This is a genomic window from Stenotrophomonas sp. SMYL8, from assembly GCF_036320065.1.
Taxonomy (GTDB): domain Bacteria; phylum Pseudomonadota; class Gammaproteobacteria; order Xanthomonadales; family Xanthomonadaceae; genus Stenotrophomonas; species Stenotrophomonas maltophilia_A.
Genome location: NZ_JAWIRR010000002.1, coordinates 286,365 through 310,498, shown reverse-complemented (window position 1 = coordinate 310,498; position 24,134 = coordinate 286,365). Strand labels below are relative to the sequence as shown.

At 64.7% G+C, this 24,134-nt stretch carries 28 protein-coding genes and 1 pseudogene; 9 read left to right on the top strand and 20 right to left on the bottom strand.

The window, feature by feature from the left end; translation table 11 throughout:
- Positions 1 to 29 precede the first annotated feature (29 nt).
- From V3B25_RS03485 to V3B25_RS03465, 5 genes are all read right to left on the bottom strand, one after another.
- Complete coding sequence (locus V3B25_RS03485) at positions 30 to 362, bottom strand: hypothetical protein (RefSeq protein WP_032127302.1); 333 nt, start codon at positions 360 to 362, stop codon at positions 30 to 32.
- A 126-nt stretch (positions 363 to 488) separates the two neighbouring features.
- Positions 489 to 1,004: an Ohr family peroxiredoxin gene (locus V3B25_RS03480; protein ID WP_329810081.1), complete on the bottom strand. Its 516-nt coding sequence runs from the start codon at positions 1,002 to 1,004 to the stop codon at positions 489 to 491.
- 22 nt (positions 1,005 to 1,026) lie between these two features.
- Positions 1,027 to 1,794 (bottom strand): SDR family oxidoreductase, encoded by a 768-nt coding sequence (locus V3B25_RS03475; protein ID WP_329810080.1) that lies wholly within the window; start codon positions 1,792 to 1,794, stop codon positions 1,027 to 1,029.
- Positions 1,795 to 1,922: 128 nt separating this feature from the next.
- Positions 1,923 to 2,954: a LysR family transcriptional regulator gene (locus V3B25_RS03470; protein ID WP_071228234.1), complete on the bottom strand. Its 1,032-nt coding sequence runs from the start codon at positions 2,952 to 2,954 to the stop codon at positions 1,923 to 1,925.
- Positions 2,951 to 3,259 carry a sigma factor-like helix-turn-helix DNA-binding protein gene (locus V3B25_RS03465; protein ID WP_262082566.1) on the bottom strand — a complete coding sequence of 103 codons (309 nt, stop codon included), beginning with the start codon at positions 3,257 to 3,259 and terminating at the stop codon, positions 2,951 to 2,953. Before V3B25_RS03465 ends, V3B25_RS03470 begins: the two co-directional genes overlap by 4 nt.
- Before the next feature lie 89 nt (positions 3,260 to 3,348).
- Here V3B25_RS03465 and V3B25_RS03460 point away from each other — a divergent pair, with 89 nt between their 5' ends.
- The 3 genes from V3B25_RS03460 (at position 3,349) to V3B25_RS03450 (ending at position 5,245) form a co-directional block, all read left to right on the top strand.
- The gene (locus tag V3B25_RS03460; protein WP_071228236.1) at positions 3,349 to 3,828 is read left to right on the top strand and encodes a carboxymuconolactone decarboxylase family protein; all 480 of its coding nucleotides are present in this window, start codon (positions 3,349 to 3,351) and stop codon (positions 3,826 to 3,828) included.
- Positions 3,829 to 3,883: 55 nt separating this feature from the next.
- On the top strand, positions 3,884 to 4,288 hold the full coding sequence (locus V3B25_RS03455) for a cupin domain-containing protein (RefSeq protein WP_329810079.1): 405 nt from the start codon (positions 3,884 to 3,886) through the stop codon (positions 4,286 to 4,288).
- Positions 4,289 to 4,363: 75 nt separating this feature from the next.
- On the top strand, positions 4,364 to 5,245 hold the full coding sequence (locus tag V3B25_RS03450) for an RNA polymerase sigma-70 factor (protein ID WP_329810078.1): 882 nt from the start codon (positions 4,364 to 4,366) through the stop codon (positions 5,243 to 5,245).
- A gap of 115 nt (positions 5,246 to 5,360) precedes the next feature.
- Here V3B25_RS03450 and V3B25_RS03445 read toward each other — a convergent pair whose 3' ends face one another.
- The 3 genes from V3B25_RS03445 to V3B25_RS03435 form a co-directional block, all read right to left on the bottom strand.
- Positions 5,361 to 6,281, bottom strand: a complete 921-nt coding sequence (locus V3B25_RS03445; protein ID WP_329810077.1) for an MBL fold metallo-hydrolase — start codon at positions 6,279 to 6,281, stop codon at positions 5,361 to 5,363.
- Between the two features lie 272 nt (positions 6,282 to 6,553).
- Positions 6,554 to 7,030 carry a nuclear transport factor 2 family protein gene (locus V3B25_RS03440; protein WP_329810076.1) on the bottom strand — a complete coding sequence of 159 codons (477 nt, stop codon included), beginning with the start codon at positions 7,028 to 7,030 and terminating at the stop codon, positions 6,554 to 6,556.
- Positions 7,031 to 7,091: 61 nt separating this feature from the next.
- Positions 7,092 to 7,661, bottom strand: coding sequence for a TetR family transcriptional regulator (locus tag V3B25_RS03435; protein ID WP_071228241.1), 570 nt, complete (start codon positions 7,659 to 7,661; stop codon positions 7,092 to 7,094).
- A 169-nt stretch (positions 7,662 to 7,830) separates the two neighbouring features.
- Here V3B25_RS03435 and V3B25_RS03430 point away from each other — a divergent pair, with 169 nt between their 5' ends.
- Positions 7,831 to 8,784, top strand: coding sequence for an alpha/beta hydrolase (locus tag V3B25_RS03430; RefSeq protein WP_329810075.1), 954 nt, complete (start codon positions 7,831 to 7,833; stop codon positions 8,782 to 8,784).
- Between the two features lie 828 nt (positions 8,785 to 9,612).
- Entirely contained in the window at positions 9,613 to 11,121 is a 1,509-nt protein-coding gene (locus V3B25_RS03425; RefSeq protein ID WP_329810073.1) for a S1 family peptidase, read from the top strand.
- Positions 11,122 to 11,193: 72 nt separating this feature from the next.
- Here V3B25_RS03425 and V3B25_RS03420 read toward each other — a convergent pair whose 3' ends face one another.
- The gene (locus tag V3B25_RS03420) at positions 11,194 to 13,842 is read right to left on the bottom strand and encodes an excinuclease ABC subunit UvrA (RefSeq protein WP_329810072.1); all 2,649 of its coding nucleotides are present in this window, start codon (positions 13,840 to 13,842) and stop codon (positions 11,194 to 11,196) included.
- Positions 13,843 to 14,018: 176 nt separating this feature from the next.
- Between V3B25_RS03420 and V3B25_RS03415 the strand changes: the two genes are divergently transcribed.
- Both V3B25_RS03415 and V3B25_RS03410 read left to right on the top strand, forming a co-directional pair.
- The gene (locus V3B25_RS03415; protein ID WP_193391251.1) at positions 14,019 to 14,300 is read left to right on the top strand and encodes a hypothetical protein; all 282 of its coding nucleotides are present in this window, start codon (positions 14,019 to 14,021) and stop codon (positions 14,298 to 14,300) included.
- 325 nt (positions 14,301 to 14,625) lie between these two features.
- Entirely contained in the window at positions 14,626 to 15,123 is a 498-nt protein-coding gene (locus tag V3B25_RS03410) for a DUF892 family protein (protein WP_201119214.1), read from the top strand.
- Between the two features lie 39 nt (positions 15,124 to 15,162).
- Here the strand turns inward: V3B25_RS03410 and V3B25_RS03405 are convergent, their stop codons facing one another.
- From V3B25_RS03405 to V3B25_RS03390, 4 genes are all read right to left on the bottom strand, one after another.
- Positions 15,163 to 15,897, bottom strand: a complete 735-nt coding sequence (locus tag V3B25_RS03405) for a DNA-formamidopyrimidine glycosylase family protein (RefSeq protein ID WP_049422304.1) — start codon at positions 15,895 to 15,897, stop codon at positions 15,163 to 15,165.
- Positions 15,890 to 16,651, bottom strand: coding sequence for a DUF72 domain-containing protein (locus V3B25_RS03400; protein ID WP_329810071.1), 762 nt, complete (start codon positions 16,649 to 16,651; stop codon positions 15,890 to 15,892). The genes V3B25_RS03405 and V3B25_RS03400 overlap by 8 nt, the downstream gene beginning before the upstream one ends.
- Positions 16,648 to 17,115, bottom strand: coding sequence for a BLUF domain-containing protein (locus V3B25_RS03395; RefSeq protein ID WP_329810130.1), 468 nt, complete (start codon positions 17,113 to 17,115; stop codon positions 16,648 to 16,650). Before V3B25_RS03395 ends, V3B25_RS03400 begins: the two co-directional genes overlap by 4 nt.
- A 237-nt stretch (positions 17,116 to 17,352) precedes the next feature.
- Positions 17,353 to 17,691: a hypothetical protein gene (locus V3B25_RS03390; protein ID WP_329810070.1), complete on the bottom strand. Its 339-nt coding sequence runs from the start codon at positions 17,689 to 17,691 to the stop codon at positions 17,353 to 17,355.
- A gap of 204 nt (positions 17,692 to 17,895) precedes the next feature.
- Between V3B25_RS03390 and V3B25_RS03385 the strand changes: the two genes are divergently transcribed.
- Complete coding sequence (locus V3B25_RS03385; RefSeq protein WP_049422300.1) at positions 17,896 to 18,288, top strand: response regulator; 393 nt, start codon at positions 17,896 to 17,898, stop codon at positions 18,286 to 18,288.
- Between the two features lie 114 nt (positions 18,289 to 18,402).
- Here V3B25_RS03385 and V3B25_RS03380 read toward each other — a convergent pair whose 3' ends face one another.
- From V3B25_RS03380 to V3B25_RS03350, 7 genes and pseudogenes are all read right to left on the bottom strand, one after another.
- Positions 18,403 to 18,831 carry a BLUF domain-containing protein gene (locus V3B25_RS03380; protein WP_049422299.1) on the bottom strand — a complete coding sequence of 143 codons (429 nt, stop codon included), beginning with the start codon at positions 18,829 to 18,831 and terminating at the stop codon, positions 18,403 to 18,405.
- A gap of 157 nt (positions 18,832 to 18,988) precedes the next feature.
- Positions 18,989 to 19,681 carry a glycosyltransferase gene (locus V3B25_RS03375; RefSeq protein ID WP_329810069.1) on the bottom strand — a complete coding sequence of 231 codons (693 nt, stop codon included), beginning with the start codon at positions 19,679 to 19,681 and terminating at the stop codon, positions 18,989 to 18,991.
- Positions 19,678 to 20,265: an SAM-dependent methyltransferase gene (locus tag V3B25_RS03370; protein WP_329810068.1), complete on the bottom strand. Its 588-nt coding sequence runs from the start codon at positions 20,263 to 20,265 to the stop codon at positions 19,678 to 19,680. Before V3B25_RS03370 ends, V3B25_RS03375 begins: the two co-directional genes overlap by 4 nt.
- On the bottom strand, positions 20,262 to 21,020 hold the full coding sequence (locus V3B25_RS03365) for a PIG-L family deacetylase (RefSeq protein WP_049422296.1): 759 nt from the start codon (positions 21,018 to 21,020) through the stop codon (positions 20,262 to 20,264). Before V3B25_RS03365 ends, V3B25_RS03370 begins: the two co-directional genes overlap by 4 nt.
- Positions 21,008 to 21,949 carry an acyl-CoA dehydrogenase gene (locus V3B25_RS03360; RefSeq protein WP_329810067.1) on the bottom strand — a complete coding sequence of 314 codons (942 nt, stop codon included), beginning with the start codon at positions 21,947 to 21,949 and terminating at the stop codon, positions 21,008 to 21,010. The genes V3B25_RS03365 and V3B25_RS03360 overlap by 13 nt, the downstream gene beginning before the upstream one ends.
- A 102-nt stretch (positions 21,950 to 22,051) precedes the next feature.
- Positions 22,052 to 22,547: pseudogene (locus V3B25_RS03355) on the bottom strand (hypothetical protein).
- A 10-nt stretch (positions 22,548 to 22,557) separates the two neighbouring features.
- Complete coding sequence (locus tag V3B25_RS03350; RefSeq protein ID WP_329810066.1) at positions 22,558 to 23,721, bottom strand: zinc-dependent alcohol dehydrogenase; 1,164 nt, start codon at positions 23,719 to 23,721, stop codon at positions 22,558 to 22,560.
- 148 nt (positions 23,722 to 23,869) lie between these two features.
- Between V3B25_RS03350 and V3B25_RS03345 the strand changes: the two genes are divergently transcribed.
- Entirely contained in the window at positions 23,870 to 24,058 is a 189-nt protein-coding gene (locus tag V3B25_RS03345; protein ID WP_106468074.1) for a hypothetical protein, read from the top strand.
- The last annotated feature ends 76 nt before the right edge of the window (positions 24,059 to 24,134 follow it).

Below are 24,134 nucleotides of genomic sequence, written 5' to 3'. Positions count from 1 at the left end.
AGCTGCCACGGCCGTGCGTGATGCTGGACTCATTGCCGTGTGGATCGACTGCGGGAAGACGCCAGAAGGATGAGCAGCACATAGCAGGCCAACGCCCCCAGGGCCAGGCCCATGGCCTCGAGTTCCCAGTTCCTGCGGTACGGCGAAGGCCCGATAAAGGCCCAGATCAGCAGGAGCGCCCCAATCACGAGCATGGTCTTGTTGGCTGCTGAGATGAGCTTGGCTGCAGAGGGATACCCTAGATTGGGGTCGAACGGGCCGAGCATCCAGCCGAGGCTCTTGAAGTAGTCACGTGCAAGAAAGAACAGGAAGACAAACACCCCCATGAGCACGCTCGCCAGCAGCTGATAGTGCGGTTCCATGGCAGCCTCTTGAGGGGATCTGGCGTTTCCACGCGTGGACGCGCCGCAGCTTAGCCGGATTTACATGAGGAGTGCATCCGTTGGCCGGAAGCGGACGTCAGGGCAATAGTCGAACATGGCTCGACTTTACAGAGGCGCAGCCTGCGGCCCGACCCGCACATGCACCACATGGCTGATGCCACGATGGAACATCTTGGCGTACGGGCAGACGCGTTCGGTGTTGCGCACCAGTTCGCAGGCCAGGTTCGCATCCATGCCGGGAAGATGGACCACGATCTCGGCAGACAGCAGGTACAGCCCATCTGCCGGGTCACGGGCGAAGGTGACCGCCACTTCGATGCTGGGGTTGTGCAGCAGCAGGCCGGCACGCGCGGCCACCAGTACCATGGCGCCGTGGAAGCAACCGGCGTAGCTTGCGGCCAATAGCTGCTCGGGATTGGAGCCGCCGCCAGGCCCACCGAGTTCCGGCGGCAGGCGCAGGTCCACCGCCAGTGCGCCGTCGTCCGATCGCACCACGCCAGACGCGCGCCCGTGCTGGGCCTGGCCACCGCTCACCCGCACGCGGCCGGTGTACAGCGGCTGCACGTCGTCGCCCTGGTAGCGGTCCAGCATGGCGGGCGAAGGTGGCTTCAGCTCGGTCATTGGCAGGCGTTTGCTTCGCCGCTCAGGCAGGCTGCCGCTGCAACAGGCCGGACTGCTGCAGCCAGGCGTCGAAGCCGACCTGCCCCAGCCACGCCTGCCCGACCGGCACCAGCGTATCGATCTGCAGCGGCGCACCGAAGTACAGGGCCTCGGCGTCTGCCACGACCTGCCGCGGGTCGCCGGTCCGCTGCAGATACTGCCTGGCCAGATCTGCCATCGCGGCGCGCTGGGGGCCCGCAATTTCCACAACGTCACTGCGGGGTGGCTGCTGCGCGATGCGTGCCACCGCCTCGGCAACATCCTCGGCGGCAATCGGCTGTACGTCGGCGGCGGGCAACCGCACGGTCGACCCATTGCCGGCGGACTGGATGATGCCCGGCAGGAACTCGAAGAACTGCGTGGAATGGATGATGGTGTACGGCAGGCCTGAATCGCGGATCAGGCGCTCCTGCGCGATCTTGCCGCGGAAGTAGCCGCTGGCCGCAAGCTTGTCGGTGCCTACGACGGAAAGCGCAACGTGGTGGCGTACGCCGGCACGGGCGGCGGCGGTGAGGATGTTGTGGCCAGCGGTCACGAAGAACGAAAGCACTGCCGCATCTTCGAACGAGGGCGAGTTGGCCAGGTCCACCACCACGTCGACCCCGTCCATGGCGGCGTCCAGGCCTTCACCGGTCAGCACATCCACGCCGGTGGAGGGCGCGGCCACCACGATGTCATGCCCGGCGGTGCGCAGGCGCTCAACCACCTTGCTGCCGATGCGGCCGGTACCACCGATGACGAGGAATTTCATGACGTGTCTCCTGGAATGTAGAAGGGGCGACCGGCTGTGGCCGGGCATGCTGGAATCGTAGGCAGCGTGGGCGCGGGGCAGTAGGTCCGCGCTGGGGCGCGCACTGTTGCCCGGCACGCACCAATGCTTCAGGCCCAGGCGGGCTGTGCCTCTGGCTTCATGGACGTGGCCTGTTGGCGCGCTTCCCAATGCGAGATCACATCCAGCTCGAGCGCGCGCACCCGCTGCGTGCTGAAGTCGATGAAGGCCCGCACACGCTTGGGAAGCTGGCGGCGGCTGAGGTAGCACAGGTAGTGGCCGCGATCGAGCGGGGCATGCCGATCCAGGCAGGTCACCACCCTGCCCGCCCACAATGCTTCACGCACCTGATAGCTGGGCAGCTGGGCGATGCCCAGCCCGTCGATGACGGCCTGCAGGGCCAGGTCGGCATCGTTGAACACCAGTGCGGCCGGCGGCTGCAGGTGCACATCGGTGCCGTCGACCCGGAATTCCCAGGGCTGCATGCGTCCACCCGGCAGGCGCCGCCCGATGCAGGCATGCGTGGACAGCGCATCCACCGACGACGGTAGACCCTGCGCCTGCACGTACGCTGGTGATGCACACACCACCAGCTGCATCGGCACCAGCTGCTTGGCGATCACCTGGCTGTCTTCCAGCAGGCCGTCGCGGAACGCCACGTCGATGCGGTCACCGGCCAGGTCGGGGGCCTGCTCGTCCAACAGCAGTTCTACCGAGACCTGCGGGTACTCGGCGCGGAAGGCGGCCAGCAAGGGGGCGATCACCCGCCGGCCGAAGCCGTGGCTGGCACTGATGCGCAGGTGCCCGCGCGGCGGGCCCTCGCGCAGGTCGCGCATTTCCTCCAGCGCCTGCAGGATGCAGTTCACGCCCGGGTTGCAGCCCTCCAGGAACAGCTCGCCTTCGCGGGTCAGCGTGGTCGAGCGCGTGGTGCGCAGGAACAACCGCACGCCCAGCTGGCTTTCCAGCTTCTGCACGCTGCGGCTGACGGCCGAACGGCCGATGCCGAGGCGGTCGGCCGCGCGGGCGAAACTGCCCTCGGCCGCCACTGCAATGAAGGCCAGCACGCCGGCGTAGCTGGTGGAGAAGGATGCATTGAGCGCATCGTGGCCGTCGCTGGCCGGGCTGGGCTGTGCGGTGTTCATGGGCGGCCTGGCTCCAGGCGGGCACGTTGCGCCTGCAGGTGGTTCCGCGCCAGCGCCAGGCGCTGCCTGCACGCGGACAGGTCGAGCCCCAGCAGGGGCACGATGTCCTCGAACCCGGCGCCCAGTACGTCGTGCAGCAACAGCACCGCACGTGCATCGGGCGGCAATTCACGCAGTGCGGCCAGGAAGGTCTGCCAGACCTGTTCGCTGGCAGGGCGGAATGCGGTGCGCAGGTGCGATGAGGTGTCCATGCCCGGCAGACGGCCGAGCATCGGCCGCTGTGACAGGCCATTGGTGTTTTTCATGCAACAGCGTGCGGCCCGGCCCCGGCCTACCGGCTGTGCGGGCGCAGGCCTAGCCTCGCTGTGTCCTTCACTCGCTACAGGAACACGCCATGACCGCACGTCTGGATTACGCCGCGCAATCGCCGGAACTGTTCAAGAAGCTCGGCCTGTACTCGCATGCCGCCCACACCGCCTCGATCGAAGCGGCCATCATCGATCTGGTCAACATCCGTGCATCGCAGCTCAACGGCTGCGGCTTCTGCCTGGACATGCACGTGAAGGAGGCCACCCTGCGCGGCGAGCGCCCACTGCGCCTGCATCACTTGGCGGCATGGCGTGAATCGACGCTGTTCAGCCCGCGCGAGCGCGCCTGCCTGGCCTGGACCGAGGTGCTGACCCAGCTGCCGGCGCAGGGTGTGCCCGATGAGCTGTACGCGCGCGTGCGCGGCCAGCTGTCCGAGCAGGAGATCGTCGACCTGACCCACGCGGTGATGGCGATCAACGCCTGGAACCGCGCCAACGTCGCCTTCCGTACTACGCCCGGCATCCTGGACGCGGCCTTTGGCCTGGACAAGGCCGGCCTGGCCTGATCGATCCGCCGCTGCCCCATGCAGCGGCCCTCCCCTACCGCACTGGAGACCTGCCATGCGTCGTTCTGTTCTGGCCCTGCTTGCGCTGCTGCCACTGTGCAGCGCTGCCGCCTCCCCGCCCCCTAATGCGCCCGAGCCCCAGGTGCACGAGGTGATGACCCGCGCCCTGCCGGAGCAGCCCGGCAAGGAAGCGCTGATCCTTACCGTGGAATACCCGCCGGGTGGCGCCGATCCGGTGCATCGCCACGATGCCCATGGCTTCGTCTACGTCCTGGAAGGACGAATCGTGATGGGCGTGGCCGGCGGCAAGGAAGTCACCCTCGGCCCGGGTGAGGCCTTCCATGAAGGCCCGGCCGATCTGCACACCGTGGGTCGTAACGCCAGCGCTACCGAGCCGGCGAAGTTCGTGGTGTTCCTGATCAAGGACATCGGTAAGCCGGCGGTTCTGCCGCCGCACTGATCGCACGTCCGGCGCTGGCACCAACGACAGGTCCCCGGGTGTCACAATCCGGGGACCTGTCCCGTCTACGCTGGCATGGACGATTCCACTGCGCTGTTCTCCCGCCTCCGCCCACGCCTGTTCGGCGTGGCCTACCGCATGCTCGGATCTTCGCACGAAGCCGAGGACGTGGTGCAGGATGTCTGGCTGCGCTGGCATGGCGCCGACCCGTCACAGATCGAGAATCCCGAAGCCTGGCTGGTGGCCACCACAACCCGTCGCGCCATTGATGGCCTGCGCCTGGCACGGCATACGCGCGAACACTATGTCGGCATGTGGTTGCCCGAGCCGCTGCTGACCGATGACACCAGCACCCCTGAGTATGTGCTGGAAACCGCCAGTGATCTGTCGGTCGCCTTCCTCAGCGTGCTGGAGCGGTTGGCACCGGATGCGCGTGCGGCCTTCCTGCTGCACGACGTGTTCGATCAGGACTACGCGGTGGTCGCGCGCACCCTGGACAAGACAGAAGCCGCCTGCCGGCAGATCGTGCATCGTGCGCGCCAGCAGCTCAGGCAGGAGCGCCCGCGCTACAACGTCCCGCAGGACGTGCACCAGAAACTGCTGCGCCGTTTCGCCGAGGCCGCATCCAGTGGCGATTTCCGCGCGATGAAGGCACTGATGGCCGAGTCGGCCCAGCTGGTGGGTGACGGCGGCGGCATCGTCACCAGCTTCCCCAAACCGATGGTCGGGGGCGCACGCATTGCCCAGCTGCTGTATGCCCCGCACCTGCGGCGCAGCGCGCAATTGCGGATGGTGCCGGCCATGCTCAACGGACGACTGGGACTGCTGCGCTATTTCGATGGTGAGCTGGAAGCGGCGATGGCTTTCGAGACCGATGGCGAACGGATCACGCAGGTCCTGGTGCAGCGCAACCCGCACAAGCTGCAGCGGCTGGCACTGCCCACCGCCATCCAGTAGATCCGCGCCCCGCGTGGATGGCATCCATTGTCGACCTCGTTCTTGCGGGATTCGACCGGGGCGCCGATGCGCCCCGGGCGTGAAGGTCTGCCTGCGCAACGGCCGCAGGATCCGATCAGAAGTCCCAGAACACCGGTACCCAGCGGAAGGTCTCGCCCTCCAGTGACACCCGGCCCACTGACGGGAACGGAAGATGCGTGGCTACCAGCATTTCGCCGGTGCCTGCCAGTTCCTTCAGCAGGGCGATGCGGACGCGCGCGGATTCCTCCGGGTCGTGCTCGAAGCCGTTGTGCCAGTTCGGCTGGTCGAAGCCGACCGCGAACACCGCGTCACCGGCGAAGGTCAGGGCCTGCCCGGCAGACGCCACGCGCACCACGCAGTGGCCTGGGGTATGCCCTCCGGTGCGGCGGGCCGTCACGCCCGGTGCGATCTGCTGTTCGTCCTGGAAGGTGTGCACATAGCTGCTGTACTCGGCCCAGAAGTGCTTGGCCGTGGCGCGCAGCGCATCGGGGAACCCCTGCGGCATGTTGGTACGGCTGAAGTCCGGCGACTTCCAGAACTCCACCTCCGCCGCGGCCACGTGGATTTTCAGGTCCGGGCGCAGCCGTTCCTTCACGCCTTCAACCAGCAGCCCGCCGACGTGGTCCATGTGCATGTGGGTGATCACCACATCGGTGATCTCGCCCAGGTTGATACCGGCGGCACCGAGGCGGCGGATCAACTGGCCGGCGCGCGGCAGCTGCAGGTCCGGGTCCATGCCCAGGCCGGCATCGATGAGGATGGTGCGATCACCGCTGTGCACCACCATCACGTTCAATGCCCAGTCGAAGGCATCCTGCGGCAGGTACATCTCTTCGAACCATTCGGCACGGTCGGCGGCCGGAACGTTGTGGCCGAGCATCTGGGTGGGCAACGGCAGGACGCCATCGCTGATCACCAGCACTTCGACGTCGCCCACCTTGAGGGCGTAGCGCGAGGGCACCAGTTCATCGAGGGCGGGGGCAATGGGCGCGGCGGTGTTTTCCAGACTGAACATGAGGGATCTCCACGAAGGGGCATTGGGCGGGCAGCGATGCAAGGCTGGCGCGGAACGATTCCGGGCGCTTTCCCACGGCGCAGGGCGTGGCGTTGTCAGGGCACGATGCCTGGCAGGCCAGCGCTGCAGGGTTCATGGGAAGGCGGGCCACTGCGCAAGCGGTGGGCCCGGAACACGGCATGTGCCGTGTGCGATCAGCCTAGGCAGCACACCGTTGCTGCGGTAGGCCCGTGGAGGGGGACGTGATGTTGCATTCCAGGAAGCAATGCGAATCACATACCCAGCTCAGACAGCCCCGGATGATCATCGGGGCGGCGCCCCAGCGGCCAGTGGAACCTGCGGTCGCTTTCCTTGATCGGCATGTCGTTGATGCTCGAGAACCGGCGCTGCATCAATCCATCGGCGCCGAATTCCCAGTTCTCGTTTCCATAGGAACGGAACCAGTTGCCGGAGTCGTCATGCCACTCATAGGCGTAGCGCACGGCAATACGATTGTCGGTGAAGGCCCACAGCTCCTTGATCAGCCGGTACTCAAGCTCCTTGTTCCACTTGCGGGCCAGGAACTGCCGCGCTTCCTCGCGGCCATGGGTGAACTCGGCGCGGTTGCGCCACTCGGTGTCCAGTGAATAGGCCAGCGCGACTTTGTCGGCATCGCGGGAGTTCCAGCCATCCTCGGCAAGGCGCACTTTCTCGATGGCCGATTCACGGGTGAAGGGGGGAAGTGGTGGACGGGGTGCTTCAGTGGACACGGTGGGGCCTCCAATCAAGTGGATGAACGGGGTGCTTCGACGGATTTTGATGACTCAGGCGTCAGCGCCTGGCCTGCTCCAACAGCACTTCTGCAACATCCCTTGCAGTGTCTGCGGCGTTGTAGTCGCCCATCACGCGCGAGACGGTGATGGCGCCTTCCATGAGAACCAGCAGCTGCCGCGCCAGTGCGTCCGGCTGCTGGATATCCAGTTGCGTGGTGAGTTCCAGCGTGTAATCCAGCAGCTTCTGCTTGTGATGTTTGGCGATGTGGCGAATCGGATCATCGGGGTCGCCGACCTCGCCTGCGGTGTTGATGAAGGCGCAGCCGCGATAGCCCTCGGACTGGAACCAGCCCTTGAGCACGGTGAACATGCCGAGGATGCACGCTTCCGGGGTGTCGGCCTTGTTGCACTCCTGCTGGAACCAGGTGAGCCAGCGCACGTCGCGCGCGTTCAATGCCGCAGCGGCCACCTGGTCCTTGTTTTCAAAGTGCCGGTAGATGCTCTTCCGGGCAACGCCGGAGGTCTTCACCAGCAGGTCCATGCCGGTGGCGTGGATCCCGTTCTGGTAGATCAGCGCCTCGGCCGTGGCCAGGATCTTCTGCTGGGTATCGGAGGTAGTTGTGTTCACGACGCCAAGGTAGAACGATCGTTCTACCCTGTCAACGGGTGGCGCGGCGACCTCTCGCGCGGGCAAGCTCGCGCAGGACGATCTATCAAGAAATTCGTACATGTCATCATCCAGACGCCCGATTTCGATCGCAAAGTACGTCTCACCACCCACCCATGAGACGCCCCGCATGAACGCCCTTGCCCGTACCCTGGCCGTTGCCGCCCTCGCCCTCTCGGTCCAGGCCGGCCTGTCCGCCCAGGCCGCCGAACCGGCCAAGCCGGCAGCACTCACCAGCATCGCGCGCACAGCCAGCTACATCACCACCGCCGATGGCGTGCAGCTCTACTACAAGGACTGGGGCCCGAAGGACGGCCCGGTCGTTACCTTCAGCCACGGCTGGCCGTTGAACTCGGACAGCTGGGAATCGCAGATGATCTTCCTGGCCAACCACGGCTACCGCGTCATCGCCCATGACCGTCGTGGCCACGGCCGTTCCAGCCAGCCTTGGGATGGCAACGACATGGATCACTACGCCGATGACCTGGCCACGGTGATCAACACGCTCGACCTGCATGACGTCACCCTGGTGGGCTTCTCCACCGGCGGCGGCGAAGTGGCGCGCTACATCGGCCGTCATGGCACCGGCCGGGTGAAGAAGGCGGTGCTGATCAGCTCGGTGCCGCCGTTGATGCTGAAGACCGCCGATAACCCCAATGGTCTGCCGATGGAAGTGTTCGATGGCATCCGCAAGGCGCAGATGGGCAACCGCGCACAGCTGTACAAGGACATCCCGTCCGGGCCGTTCTACGGCTTCAATCGCCCGGGTGCAAAGGTGTCGCAGGGCCTGATCGATGCCTGGTGGGCGCAGGGCATGCAGGGTGGCCACAAGAACACCTACGATTCGATCGCCGCGTTCTCGGCTACCGACTTCCGCGCCGACCTGAAGAAGTTTGATGTGCCGACGCTGGTGATTCACGGTGATGACGATCAGATCGTGCCGATCGACATCTCCGGCCGCCAGTCAGCGAAGCTGATCAAGGGCGCCAGGCTGATTGTTTACCCGGGCGCGCCGCACGGCCTGACCGACACCCATAAGGACAAGGTCAACCAGGATCTGCTGAGCTTCCTGCAGGAGAAGTGAGTAACCGGGGCTCCGGCATCGTGCCGGAGCCCGTCTCACATCAGAGTGTTTCTGCCCCGCCGCGTGTCCGTTCCCGGTCGGCGCCGTCCATGCGTGGATTCGGGCGGTGCAGAATTTCATCCGGGCCCGGCTGCAAGGGCGTGGAAATGGGCATGCCAGAACCTCGGCACCTGGCAGTAATCCTCTGCCCCTCGTTCGCAAGATAACTCGGCTTTACACGGAGCGAGCGGGTAATCTGAAAATACGCGTTCGTGAAGGTGGTCACGGTTAAGTCCGGAGAAAGTCAATACCTTCAATCTCGCTGCAACGTAATTGTTGAAAATGCGAGTGGATTCCGGGCGGGCCAACAATCAGCTGTGACATGGAGGTAGGGATGTGCACGGTATCTGGCAGGTCTTCAGCAAAGCTTGCGGCTCTCCTTTATCTGATGATTGCCTCCTGCATCGCCGCGATCATGCCGGTTGGCGCCAAAGAGGGCCAATCACTTGTGCTTGTCAGACTCTCACCTGAGCAGGGGGCGGTCCTGGCAACCGGGCTACTCAGGGGGGTGTTGAGGCCAATCAACGGCTGTATCTACTTCGTGGATCCAGGTAGCACGGCATATCTTGCAGCATGGCCTCACGATTACTCGCTGGCCATGAAGGGGGGCGCTCCCGTAGGCGTGCAGGATGAACGATCGGGGGAAATAATGGAATTCGGAATCACCGCATCATTCGGAGGGGGGCATGGCGGTGAATCGCTCCGTTCGAGTCTTGCTGCGTCCATTCCGGATGCCTGTACTGGCCCACTCATGACGATTCACTTGATGCGTCAGGCAAAGGAGCAGCCATGATTAGTCTGCGCACGAAGCTATCAATGCGCGCCTTGGCATTGTCCGCCCTCGGTGCGTTCGCATTCTCCCTGCACGGCCAGCCGATAACTGGCAACCCCACGGCACACACCTACTCGCGAACGTTCAATGTATCTGAGGCCGAAGCAAAATACAGGTCGATGAAATCGATCTCTGCGGCAGGTCTGGAAGCCAGGATTCAGGCATCTGAGCCGGATACGTTTGGTGGCTTGTACGTTGAGCATGAGCCAGAATTCAAGATCGTAGTGCTGTTCACGAAGAAGCCGACAGAGACCTTGGCAAAGTACACGCAGGATCCTGTATTTGCCGGCCGCACTTCCGCTCAATCGCTCGAGATGCTCCTGGCGACCCAGGCCGAGGCAGAGGCCCAGCTTCTCGCAAAGAAGGTTGGGTTCGAGTCGGGCGTTGATATCAAGCGGTCCATTGTGACCTTTTACGTGAAGGACGAAGCGGCCGCTAGACGCGCACTCCGGCCATTGCTGGGCGCTGTCGATTTCATGGCGATCAAGCAAGTGAAAGGCTTTACTGTCACTACCGCGATCTCCGGCGGCCATAAGTTGACCGGTACTGCCTTCAGTTGCACTACTGGCTTCAACGTCTTCGACGCAGATCGTGAGCTTGGCGTCCTCACGGCCGGTCACTGTGACAATACGCTGACCTATCAGGGCATTGCCGCGCCTCTCGTTTTCCAGAGCGAGCAGAATGTAGGCGACTACGATGTCCAGTGGCATAAAGAGCCGCCTAGGGGCCCGCGCCACGCGCAGACAAATGAAATCTCCCTGATCAATGGTCCGTCGCAGACGCTCGAAATAACCAGCACACTCCCCTCCAGTTCGACGCATGTGGGGGATGTGATCTGCAAGAGTGGAATTCACGGCCATTACGCATGCGGGACCATTGAGGATATGAATTCAAGGTCCAATCATAATGGGACCATAGGCAGGTACATTCGTGCACGCAACCTTTCTCCAGGCCCTCTCAGCGTCGAAGGTGACAGCGGTGGGCCGGTCTTTTCCAACAATGCGGCCGTCGGCGTCATTCACGGCCGGGGCGGTGAAGACACGGGATTTGAGAACGACCTGTTCTACATGCCCATCGAGCGGGTTTCAGCACTTGGCGTTACCGTATTGACGGAGGCCTTTGAAGTTACCGGCATCGCAGATCGCACAGAAAATTATTTCAGGCCATTTTCCGTTCCGGTTGCGTACAAGGGAGTTCCGAAGTTCCCTATAGAGTTGACGCTGGAGCGCCCGGTGTGCCCGAGCGGGCCCTGCGAACCCGCCACGGAAACGTTGCCGGACAAGATGCCCTCCCCGCTCAACTACACATGGGCCTGCTTCTACCCCATCGTGCTCTACCCGCCTCCCGTCATTCCCCCTCCCCCGTTGACCTGGAGGGAGCGGATTACCTTGAAGGATGCGTCTGGAATCACCGCCGAGCCCGTTGAGTACAACCTGCACTGCAGTGGATGCCCTGATTGTCCATAGCCCGCATCTGTTGATGAGTGCAGTGCTGGAACCACGTGCGTGGATTCTTCGTCAGCCGAGCATGGCTCGGCTCTACATAAGAGCCAGCTCCCTGGCAAGGAACGGCGCCGTCCTGCTGCCCTTGGCCCGAGCCACCTGTTGCGGCGTGCCCTTCGCCACGATGGTGCCCCCTGCCCCGCCTGCGCCAGGCCCGACGTCAATCACCCAGTCCGCCTGTGCAACCGCGCGCATGTCATGCTCGATCATCACCACCGTATTGCCCGCGTCCACCAGCCGCTGCAGCTGCACCAGCAGCCTGTCCGCGTCCGACGCATGAAGACCCGTGGTGGGCTCATCCAGCACGTACAGCGTGCGCCCGCGCTGGCTGCGCTGCAGCTCGGTCGCCAGCTTGATGCGTTGGGCCTCGCCGCCTGAAAGCTCGGTGGCCGGCTGGCCCAAGCGCAGGTACCCCACGCCAATCTCCTGCAGCAACTGCAGCGGCCGGGCGATGGCCTCTTCCTCGCTGAAGAACGCATGCGCCTGGTCCACCGTCATCTGCAGGACCTCGGCGATGTTGCGGCCGTTCCACTGCACTTTCAGCGTCGCTTCGTTGTATCGCGCACCGTGGCAGGTGGGGCACGGCGCGTAGACGCTGGGCATGAACAGCAGTTCGACGCTGACGAAACCCTCGCCTTCGCAGGTCTCGCACCGGCCCTTGGCCACGTTGAACGAGAAGCGCCCCGCATCGAAACGGCGGCGGCGCGCGGCGGGTGTCGCGGCGAACAGCTTGCGCACGTGATCGAACAAGCCGGTATAGGTGGCAAGGTTGGAGCGTGGCGTGCGGCCGATGGGCTTCTGGTCGACCTGCACCACCCGCTGTATGGCGTTCATGTCGCCTGCCAATGTGCCCCGGGTCGTTTCGATCACGGTTGGCCCGTCGGTGGGCGCGCTATCGGCGCTGTCGTCCGCGGGCTCATGCCCGAGGTGCAGCAGCAACAGCTCGGGCAGCGCCTGCGCCATCAGGCTGGACTTGCCCGATCCGGAAATGCCGGTCACTGCGGTCAGCAGCCCCAGCGGTACCTGCGCGTCCACACCCTGCAGGTTGTGGCGGTGGATGCCCTTCAATTCCAGCCAGCTGCTGGCGTTGCGCTGCCGGCTGGCCGGTGCGGGCACCTGATCGAACAGATACAGGGCCGTGCGCGACTCCTGGACATGGCGCAGGCCATCGGGCTCGCCACTGTAGAGCACGCGCCCGCCGTGTTCCCCCGCCTGTGGGCCCACATCCACCAGCCACTGTGCGCGGTGCATGAGCTCCAGATCGTGTTCAACAACGAAGACCGAGTTTCCGCCGTCGCGCAGGCGCTCAAGCGCGTCATATAGGGCCTGGCTGTCGGCGGGGTGCAGGCCGGCCGAGGGTTCGTCGAGTACGTACAGCACGCCAAACAGCAACGAGCTGAGCTGGGTGGCCAGCCGCAGGCGCTGCAGTTCCCCGGCCGACAGCGTGGGTGTGGCGCGATCCAGCGAGAGATACCCCAGGCCCAGGTCACGCAGTTGGCGTACCCGCGCCATGACGCCACCTGCCAATCGTTGTGCCGCCAGGCGCTTCTCTTCGGACAAGGCCGAGGTCAAACGCACGTCGGGAGCGCCCTCGTGGGTCGCTCGGCCACTCGCGGCCCGCCGGGCGCGATCGCGGGGTGTTGCGCGCCTGCTGGTGCGAGCGCCCTTGCTGTGCGCGCCGAAATCACCTTGTGCAATGGGCTCCAGCAGCGCCGCCAGCTGATCCAGCGGCAGCCGCATGAATTCGCCGATATCCACTCCGGCAAAGGTGACCGAGAGTGCCTCCGGCTTCAGGCGTTTTCCGTGGCAGGCCGGGCACAGCCTGCCTTCCATGTAGCGCGAAACACGCTTGCGCATCAGCGCACTCTGGGTGTTGGCAAAGGTGTGCAGCACGTAGCGGCGCGCGCCGGTATAGGTGCCCATGTAGCTGGGCTCCTGCTTGCGTTTCAGCGCGGCACGGGTCTCGGCGGGCGTGAACCCGGCATAGACCGGCACGCTGGGCGCTTCCTCGGTGAACAGGATCCAGTCACGGTCCTTCTTCGGCAGCTTCTTCCACGGCACGTCGATGTCGTAGCCCAGCGTGACCAGGATGTCGCGCAGGTTCTGGCCATGCCAGGCCGGCGGCCAGGAGGCGATGGCGCGCTCGCGGATGCTCAGCGACGGATCCGGAACCATCAGCGCTTCGGTCACTTCGTAGACATGCCCCAGGCCATGGCAGGTGCTGCAGGCACCCTGTGGCGTGTTGGGCGAGAAGTCCTCGGCGTACAGCATGGGCTGGTTGGCCGGGTACGCACCGGCACGCGAGTACATCATGCGCACCAGGCTGGACAGCGTGGTCACGCTGCCCACCGATGAACGCGCATTGCCGGCCCCGCGCTGCTGCTGCAGAGCCACTGCCGGCGGGAGGCCGTCGATGGCATCCACATCCGGCACGCCGGCTTGGTCGATCAGGCGCCTGGCATACGGCGCAACCGACTCGAAGTAACGCCGCTGCGCTTCAGCAAAGACGGTACCGAAGGCCAACGATGACTTGCCGGAACCTGATACGCCGGAGAACACCACCAGTGCATTGCGCGGGATGGAGACATCGACATTCCTGAGGTTGTGCTCGCGTGCACCACGCACCTCGACGCAACCGCTGGCGGCGGCAGCGCATGACGATTCACCAAAGGAGGTGTTGGACATTTCAGCGTTCCTGCATTCTGTGGGCGGGTCGCGCATGGGCGCACCCGGCAGGCCATTCTCGCCGCTACGGGGTGAATGGTGTGAGGGCGCCGGAGGCGGAATGCTGCCTTCACGTCCCCTTCCTACGCCGTTGCGCGGCCAAGCGCTAGCGTGAGGCATCTACACGATAGGAGGCGATCATGCACCCCGATGTACTCGGCTGGGTCGCCACAGCGGTCTTGATGGCAACGTTGATCCGGCAGATGGTGAAACAGTGGCAGTCGCCGAACCCGGAGGCGGTATCGAAGTGGCTGTTCGTGGGCCAGATGACCGCGTCCGCGCTGTTTACGGCGTACAGCGCGATGCTGGGCAGCACCGTCTTCGTGGTGACCAATGCGATGTTGCTGTTGACGGCGGTGGTTGGCCAGGTGATGGCCTGGCGCCGTCGAGGCGGACCGCGAACACCCCCGCCCTGCTGATGGTGGTGAAAGTTTGACGCCGCGTTGCTTCGCCGTTGATCTCGTTGGGCACTGCCCAGCCCTTCAACCCCTCACCCAGCCTGTAGACGAACATCATCGTGCCTGCGGCTGGCGTTGTGCCGCTGCATCACGAACATGACCCGTTGCCGTGGCGGCAGCGCAAAGGCCGGTTCCATCACGGGCCAGCGAAAGGCGGCAGGCACCACTTTCGTGAAGACTGTGCGTAGGGTCCCGCAGAAGCTCACATGCCGTCTTCACTCGCCACGCGCCTGATCGCAACCGGGTTGGACCTATTTTCAGTGCTCCATCCACCACGGAGCTCACTATGGCTATCAAGACGGCGGAAGACTTGTTCATCCACGAACTCTCGGACATCTACAGCGCCGAGAAGCAGCTGACCAAGGCCCTCCCACGCCTGGCCCGTGCGGCCGAGAACCCGGATCTGGCGGTGGCCTTCGAAACGCACCTGGAAGAAACGCAGGGCCAGATCGAGCGCATCGACCAGGTGGTGGAGGTGCTTGGCATCCGCCTGAAGCGCATCAAGTGCGCCGCGATGGAGGGCCTTGTGGAGGAAGGCAAGGAAGTGATCGACAGCATCGACAAGGGCCCTGTGCGTGATGCCGCCCTGATTGGTGGCGCGCAGAAGGTCGAGCACTACGAGATTGCGTCCTACGGCACCATCGCCGCGCTGGCCAAACAACTGGGCTACAAGGATGCCCTTCCCTTGCTGCTGGAGACGCTGGAGGAAGAGAAGGCGACCGATGAAAAACTGACCCTGCTGGCCAAGGGTGGCGGCAATGCCAAGGCGGCGCAGGCTGCCTGAGCCACGTCGCTGGCAAACCGGCCGCCATGGAAGGCGGCCTCAGGGCTCGTACAGTACCTGGTCGTTCGGGCAGAAGAAGGTGCGCCGCCGGGTGGTCCCCATGTAAAGCTTGCTGACCGGGCCGCCGCACGACGGGCAGATCCTGCGTGTGTGTACCTGCCAGCGCTTTTTCAACTCGAAGCGGCGCTTCCACTCCAGGAAATCGAAGCTGTAGGCGCGTGCCTGCGTGATCAAGGCGGTGAGCTTGCGCGGCGGCAGGTTACCCAGGCGGGTGGCCGGATGCACGCCTATGCGGAACAGTACCTCGTTCTTGATGATGTTGCCCACGCCGGCGAAGACGGTCTGGTCCAGAAGCGCATCGCAGACCAGGACGTCCGGCATTGCCTTCAGCTTGCGTCGGGCCAGCTTCGGATCCCAGGCATCGTTCATCACGTCCGCGCGCCAGTCGTAGACGTCGTCCAATGGCTCGCCAATGAGCCTTACGGAACAGGCATAGAAGTTCAGTTCCCCATTGTCGAACACCAGGGATACCCGCGCCGGGGTTGGCTTCCGTTCGTCGATGCGCCAGCTGCCGAACATCATCAGATGGATGCGCAGGGTCTGGTGGCTGAGCTCCAACAGAAAGTGCTTGCCCCAGCTGCGAACCGCTTTCACCCTGCGCCCTTGAAGTGGCGACAGATCGATCCTGCTGTTGCCTGAAACGGTGCGGACGACGTGCCCTTTGAAACGCCTCGCAGCCTCGCGCAGCAGGACGATGGATGGTCCCTCAGGCATGCTCGCCCTCCTGCAGCAGGGCCTGCAGGCGAAGGGCGTTGCTGGTGGCGTGGCCCAGCGCGGTATTGTCCAGTACGAACCAGACTGATCGCTGCGTATCCGATTCGAGCTGCAGCGCCCGCGCCAAGCCTGCCAAGGCCTGTTCGCTGTAGGTGCTTCGATAGATCTGCGGCCGGCCGTGCCAGCGCCAATAGCTCCACGTGCGGTCCCCGCCGGGAATCGCTGCCGAGGGCGCCCGTGCCGGGTCCGCTGCAACCCGTGCGACACGATGTTTGCTCAGCAGGGCGTCCACGTCCGCATTGAACCAACTGGGATGGCGCGGCTCACAGGCCACATCGACCTGGGTACGTGCACGCAGGCCCTGCAGGAAGCCTTCCGCCGTCGCCGGGTCGTATGCCAGGCTGGGGGGCAACTGGAGCAACAGCGGCCCCAACCTGTCACCCAGTGCCAGCACGTCATCGAGGAACCGCTGCAGCGGCGGCATTGCATCGCGAAGCCGATGTTCATGGCTGATCGAGCGCGGCATCTTCACTGCGAAGCGGAAATGGTCCGGCACGCTCGCAGCCCACCGTGCATAGGTGCTGGGCAGGTGTGGACGGTAGAACGAGGAGTTGATCTCGACCATGGGCAGGCGGGTGGCGTAGCGTTGAAGAACACTGTTGCCCTGCCCAAAGGCTCCCTGCGCCGACCGGGACAGCGACCAGCCGGCGCAACCGATGCGTACCGGCCCAGGCGGCGACGGAGCTGTGTTCATCGTGCCACCCAGCCGTCAGGTTCCAGAGCGCTGCTGGCAACGCCTTCCACATTTGACTGCGTCACCGACAGCAGGCGATCGAGCGCGCTGCTACTTGATGCCAGCGCCGATGCGCTGCGCACGAAGCCTGTCCAGTCGGAGATGGCGATCTTTCCCAAGACCAGTTCATCCACCCGTACGCAGCACATCCGCCAGTGCGGGAACTGCCGCCGGCCCATCCTCCCCCGGTTGAGTTCGACCACGCCGCTGTGGCTGGTAGATGCCAGGATCCGCTTGTAAGCGCCGTTGACCCCAGCCTCGGGACCTTCGAGGTACTGCAGGAAACGGGTGCCATCAAACAACAGCGTACCGGTGACATCGGCGGATTCATTGAACAGCACCGCGTCCATCACAAGCTGCTGCAGCCGTTCCGCAGTCAGGCTGTTGGACGCTTCGCTTACATAGGCAATTGCGCGAAGAGGCATGACACCACCGGTTGTTGCAGACAGCCCTACCTTAGCGACGCGCATCGTACGCGCGGTGAGACCGGTGTGGAGGTTGCGTCGAGCTGTGGCGTGGCCGCTGCGCATCGCGTCTACACGCAACGTGCGCTTCAGATGTGCGCACGCGTGCCAGCACATGGCGGGCTTCAGCCGCGACGGCGGCCGGCATGGGCTGACAGTGGCAATCAAGGCGGAATGCCGTATCGGCCCAGGTCGCACTCAGGCGGTCATCAAGCTGGAGAGTGCCGCGCCCGGGAAACCCTTGGGCCTGGCCGGGTCGCGGCCCGGTTCCGCCGAAATCAGCGCCTGCATCACGTGATGCTGGACGCGATTCCCACTCTCCTCCATGCCCACGAAATACACAAAACGGCCATCGAACTTGGCCTGCGCCCCCTCCAGGGCGGTGTTGGCCTGAACGGCTCGCTTCAGCGACTTCATCCATACCCGTTCGGGTGTCCGGTCAAGCTCTACAACAACGGCGGTGCCACCGCAGTCCAGGGACATGCTCTCGACACGCAGCACGCGTGGCGAAGCGGGATCGGTTCCAGGTCGATGCATGGCAGAAGCTCCAGTGTCGAAGATGGCGGCAATAATCCATGGCCGCTGCCAAAATGCCGTCAAGGAACGCCGGGCTCCTTCCACGCCACCTCGACAGCATTGGCGACACCTTCCCAGCTTCGCACCGGGCTGACATTCCACACTCGCAGCCTTGATGCAGCACAGCACACACTGCAGTTCCCGAGGCAATACAGGCATGCGCGCATGCAACCCGATATGAGCCGGCGCAGGTGCAACCTGCTGCTGGTGGAGGATCAGTTCGATCTGGCCGCACTGATGGAGCAGGCGCTCGAAGACGGGGGAGGCCAGGTAACCCATGCGTATAGCGTGTTTGATGCGATGGGGCTGTTGGAGAAGCAGACGTTCGATGGCGCCGTGCTGGATGTGGAGCTTCGTGACGGCGTGGTCTTTCCGGTTGCCGATCGCTTGGCCGAGCTTGGCATCCCCTTCCTGTTTGTATCTGCGGTCTATGACCAGCTGGTACCGCAGCGCCACCGAGGCGCAGCCTTCGTGGCCAAACCCTTCCACATTGCCCAGTTGCAGCAAGCCGTCCAACGCGTGGTGGGGGACACCTGCACGCCTTTGACCACGCACTGATGCTGCATAGCAGTCAGCTCGGATAGGGCGTCGGCACGGGAAAGCGCATTTCACTTGGCGTGCGCCGCCCCGTGAAACCCGGCAGGGTTGGCCTACAGCAGGCGCATCGGCCAATCAGGCCGCTTTTGCGTAGGGCTCGACGATCGATAGGAGCTTCTCCATCGCGGTAGCACCCGCCTGGTTCATCGCCGCCCGCTGGATGAAACTGGTCCAGTCAGCAAGGGCGATCATCCGCAGCTCATCCGCACTGACTGGCAGGCAGCGCATTGGCCAGAACGGCAACCGCCGTTGCCCGACACGCCCGCGAGCAAGCTCCATCAGGGCGGCGTGGCTACCGGCGCCGTTGACGCGGGAGAAGGCCACATCCAGCCCATCGGCGGGGCCCTCCATGTATTGCAGGAAGTACCGGCCGTCGAATAGAAGCACGCCGGTCACACCCGCTGATCGGTTGAAGCGGGCCGCATCTTCCATCAGTGCTTCCAAGCGCGCGGACGTGAATCCAGCGACGGCTTCGCTGACATAGACAATGGCTCTGTTCGGCATGGTGGCGCTCCTGCTCTCCCGGTCGCTCAATCTAAGGCCGGTGTCGTTGAGAGACCGTAAGCGCCAAACGTGAATTGGTCACATATCGCCCGGCGAACCGGGGTTTTTAACAGCATTTCCGTTGCATCCCGCCATGGCGCGCCGAAGCGGCTGATTTTCAAGCCAACAGGATCGGCTGGCCTGCCGCCGGGGCGGCGCCCAACCCGCCCATCTCCGCCAGATAGGCTGAAAACCCGCCTGTCGCGCGCCCTGCCAGGCGGGCACTGGTCATGACGAGCGGGGCACCCGCCCACCGCACATCAGCGCCGAGACGCTGCAATGTCCTCACCAGCTGGACGTCCTCCCCGCAGTGCAGCGGCGAAAAGCCGCCTGCCGCACGATAGGCCTGGGCGGAAACACCCAGGTTCGCACCGTGGATACGCCCATGATCGTCCCCCCATTGCTGCCGCCTCCGGAACGCCTTGCGCAGGCGCTCCTCGGCGCTGCAGTTCGTTGCGATGTCCACCAGCCCGCAGAAAACGTCCCGGCGTCCCTCAAGCTGTGCGACCAGCCACTCAGGAGGTACCTCGCTGTCCGCGTCCGTGCTCGCCAGCCATCTTGCACCCCGGCCCAGCAGCTCGGCGGCGGCGGCGGCCCGGGCGATGCCGACGCAGCGTGCATCCAACCGCAGCGTATCAACTCGTTGCTGGGCGCAGATGGATTCCGTGGCGTCGGAACAATCGTCCAGCGCAATAATCACCTCCACCGCTTCGCCACCCAGCCCGGGATTCAGGGCCGCCCTCCTGATCGACTGCAAGCACCGCTCCATGCTGGCTGCTTCGTTGTGGGCCGGAACCAGCACGCCTATCACCGCAGGCCCTCCAGACGGGCCAACGACAGCGCGCCGCGCGTCCACCCCTGCAGTACGAAGTCCGCGTCGCGATAGTGGAAGGCCTCCTGCAGGCCTTCACCCAGGCATCGATGCACGACCTCGGTGCGGCTCGCGCGCCCCGGGAACGAGGGCAGCCAGTGGCAGGCCACCAGCAGTCCATCATCACGAAGTGCTTCCCCGATACCGGCGCGCAGCTCGCGCAGTGCGCCGGCTCCCAGGTAGTAGCCCATTTCGCCGCAGACGATCAGATCGAAGCGGCCCGGCGGCCATTGCTCGGGATGGCTGGCGCAGTGGACCTGCACGTGCGGCAGGTGGGCAAGGTTGCGGCGCGCCTGGAACGCAGCACGCGGGCTGATGTCGGTTGCCAGAAGGCGCTCGCAGCGGGCGGCCAGGGCCTCGGTCAGCACGCCATTGGAACAACCCAGCTCCCACCCGCGAGTGAAATGACGCTGGCTCAGGCTTGCCAGCAGCAGTGCACGCTTGCGTTCTTCATACCATCGGCTTCGGTAGCCGAACGGGTCCTCCTGCTCATGCAGGTCATCGAAGTACGGTTGCGCGCTCATGCCAGGAATACCTCGTAGTTTCGGAAGAATCGGGTCAGTACATGCGCGGGCAGCACCGGAGGGCTGTTCAAGCCCGGCACGTCGCCCGTCTGCGTCCGGAAATGCGCGATCGCGTTCCGTTTTGCGGCCGCCACTGCTGAAATGTCGACCAGCCTGGGCACCTCCCACGCCATATGTGCACAGGCCGGATCCAGCCAGTGCCATCCCCATACCGGGTACTCCAGGCGGCGGCAACCCACCGCCCGGGCGGCGCGGCAGGCAGCCCGCCCTGCCGCTTCATGGTCGGGGTGGCCATCAAACCGCCATGGCGCCAGGACCAGGTCACGGGGCTGCAGATGCTGTTGCAGCCAGCCTTCCAGGCCCTGTTCGTGCGTGCTGACCGCGCCGTCGGCGATACCCAGGTGAAATATGGAACCGGCAGGGATGCCGAGTTCGCCCAATGCCGCGGCAAGCTCCGCCCGTCGTGCCGACCGCAGGCGCCCTGGCGTCCACCACGGCTCGCCCGGATAGCATGCTTCGCCGTCCGTCACTGCAACGACGCTCACCTCCATGCCCAGCCACACTGCGTGATGGAGCAGTCCGCCACAGCCGAGGATCTCGTCGTCCGGGTGCGGCGCGACCACCACCAGGCGGTCATGCCCGGTGCACAGCGCGCTTGCCGGTGTGATCGGCTGCTGCCAGAGCCAATGGCAGCGCAGCCATGCCTGCTCCTGGGTTCCTTCGCCTTGCAGCGGTGCTTTGGCTACAGCGCCCATGTCGCCTCCTGGGCTGCCCGCTGCCCACCCAACCATTCCCAATCGCGGTCGGCGTGGTTCTGGCGAAGGAACACGGCCAGGTCCGCGCAGCGGTGGGCATGGGCGTCTTCCAGGCACATGGGGGCCGGGCCCAGGGCCCGACCCGCCAGATCCAGCACGCGCGTGGCCGCACGCTCGATCACGCAACGAATCCGCACCACGTCCTCGCGATGCGCCGATTCGGGCTCGGCATCGATGCGTGCTGCCAGTTCGCGAAGCAGGGACGCGGCCGGCGCCAACGCGAGGTCCACTTCACCCAGTAGACGTGCACGATTTCCCTCGGTGCAGGCTGATCGCATGCGTTCGGCCAACACGACCGCTGCGCCAAACCATACCGCCGCAATACCCGCGCCTCCATGCCAGAAGCCCGGTCGTTGCAGATAGTCATCGCGAGCCCCCAATATCACCATTGGCGCGGCATCAAAGCGCACGGTGGTGGACGGAATCCCGGCCATGCCTACGGCGGGCCATGGTTCACCCGACAGCGTCGTCCAGTGCTCCGCTGCGACCTGGCACAGCCACACCCCCTGAGCACTGCGAACCGTGACCAATGCGGCATCCACCCAGGCGCTGCCCGAACACCAGGGCTTGTCCCCGCGCAGCCTGCCCTCGGCGTCGATGCGGAGTGTGCTCGTCGGGCCCTCTGCCGCCCACACCGCCAGCAATCTGCCTTCAGCAGCCGACGGTGCCTTCAACTCGACCATGATCGCCTGCGCGTCGTAGTGCGCCTCCAGCACCTTGGCCAGGCAGAGATCTTCGCCCCCCAACGCCGCAAGCGCCCTCCAACGATCCAGTGTCTGCCCGCATCCCGGTAATGGCAGTTCAGGCTGCTGAACGAGCACCTGGCGGGCGCGGTTGATCAACGATGATGGTGGCGTCACATCCTGCATGAGGGCTTCTGCAATGAAGACATGTCATGAACGTAGGCGGCAGGCGGTCACATCACTGTCTTGGAGGTGTGGCGGGCACATGAATGCCCCGCGCAGTGATCCTCACGCACCTGTCCCACGCCGTTGCTGCCTCACGCGCAGGCACTGCTGCAATTCCCACAGCCATGGCAGCACCACCAGTACCACCGCCGGCAACAGAACAAGCCACCAGGCCTCAAGCGCCGCAGGATCCACGCTCAGCGACCACCGCGGCTGCGCGTGCCAGCCGACCCAGCCCAGCAGAACCCAAGGCGCGGCTGTGCACGTGCTGCTCCGCTGGACTGATACGCCGGCGACCGTCCGCGCTGACGGTGTCGAAATAGCCGGTGATCGCGTGTGCGATGACCAGAAGCGCCAGGAGCGCGACGAGTGACCGGGTATTCTCCAGCAGGAGCCATGCCAGCACGCCACTGCCAATCAGCAGTAGCTGCAGCCCGTGCAATGCGCTTTCCCGCAACGCAGAGGTGTGCGGCAGGTCGGTACGCCGGTGGAAATGGAAGTCGAGCCAACCTGCGGCCAACCAGAGCGCATAGACGCATGCCATGACGATCGCGCTCATTGCGGCATGCTCAGGGGGTCAATACGATCTTGCGGCAGTCGTCGTCCTTGGCATCAAACATCGCATAGCCTTGCGCTGCATCGGCCAGGCGCATCCGGTGCGAGATGATGTCACCCGCGTCCAGCTTTCCTTCCATGATTGCGTCGAGCAGTTCCGGCATCAGTCCCTGCACATGGGTCTGCCCCATCTTGAACGTCAGCCCCTTGTCGAACGCGTCACCCAGCAGGAAGCCATGGATGAAGCCGGCGTAGACGCCTGGGATGCTGACCACCCCGCCGCGGCGCGCTGCCGCGATGCACTGCCGGATCGCCACGCCGCTGCTGCCTTCCAGCTTTACAGCGGTCAATGCTGACTCCAGCGCACTGCCCTCGGCCTCGAAGCCTACCGCCTCGATGCAGGCGTCCACGCCCCGCCCGCTGGTCTGGGTAAGGATGTAGTCAGCAGGGTCTTCGATCTCGTTGAAATCTATGGGGGACACCCCGTAGGCCCGGCGCGCATAATCAAGGCGGTACCGAAGATGATCGATCATGAAGATGGTCTCGGCCCCCAGCAGGCGGCAGCAGGCCGCGCTCATCAGCCCGACCGGGCCCGCACCGAAGATGGCCACCGTTGAGCCCGGCTTCACCCCTGCGTTCAGCGCGGCCTGGTAGCCGGTGGGGAGGATGTCAGACAGGAACAGGACCTGCTCGTCGGCCACGCCTTCCGGAATACGTAGCGGGCCCACATTCGCCTTGGGCACGCGCACGAACTCCGCCTGGCCACCGGCAACCCCCCCATACAGATGGCTGTATCCGAACAGCGCGGCCGGCGGCAGAAGGCCCTTCTGATTCAGCGCGGCGCCCTTGCCCGGGTTGGTGGTTTCGCAGGCGGCATACTCGGCCAGCCGACAGTGGAAGCACTCACCACAGGCGATCACGAAGGGAATCACCACCCGATCCCCCGCCTTGACCTGGGTAACGCCGCTGCCGACCTCTTCCACGATGCCCATGAATTCGTGGCCCAGCACATCGCCGTCGTGCAGATCCGGAATCTTGCCCCGATACAGGTGCAGGTCCGAGCCGCAGATGGCGGTAGCGGTAACACGCAGGATCAGGTCGTCATCAGCCGCCAGTACCGGGTCCGGCACGGTCTCGACGCGTACATCCTTGCGGCCGTGGTAGGTCAATGCCTGCATCGTGCTTCTCCAGCAAGAGGGGGTTCCAGCTTCGCAACACCCCCCTCCCCCTGCGGTGACATCCCGGTGTGCATGGTGTTCATTTCGCGACGTCACCGCGTTAACCGGACGGGTCGCACGCTTCAACCTCCTGCTGCAGGAGCAACCCATGACCGACAAGCTTCCCTTCAATCCGACCACGGACGTGGATGATCAGTCGAAGGCACATACGCCTGACAAGCGGCGCAATGATCGAGCCAAATGGAAGGAGCACGACATGCCCGACGATGGCAATGGCCCCAAGGCCGTACCCGAGGACTACGAGCGTCCTGATCCCGATCCAACAGGAAAGCGTTGAGTCCGCCTCACATCCTGGATGCGCCGGATTCACAGCTCATGGGCCGCTGGCGGCGCAAGCTTCATCACGGCCATTG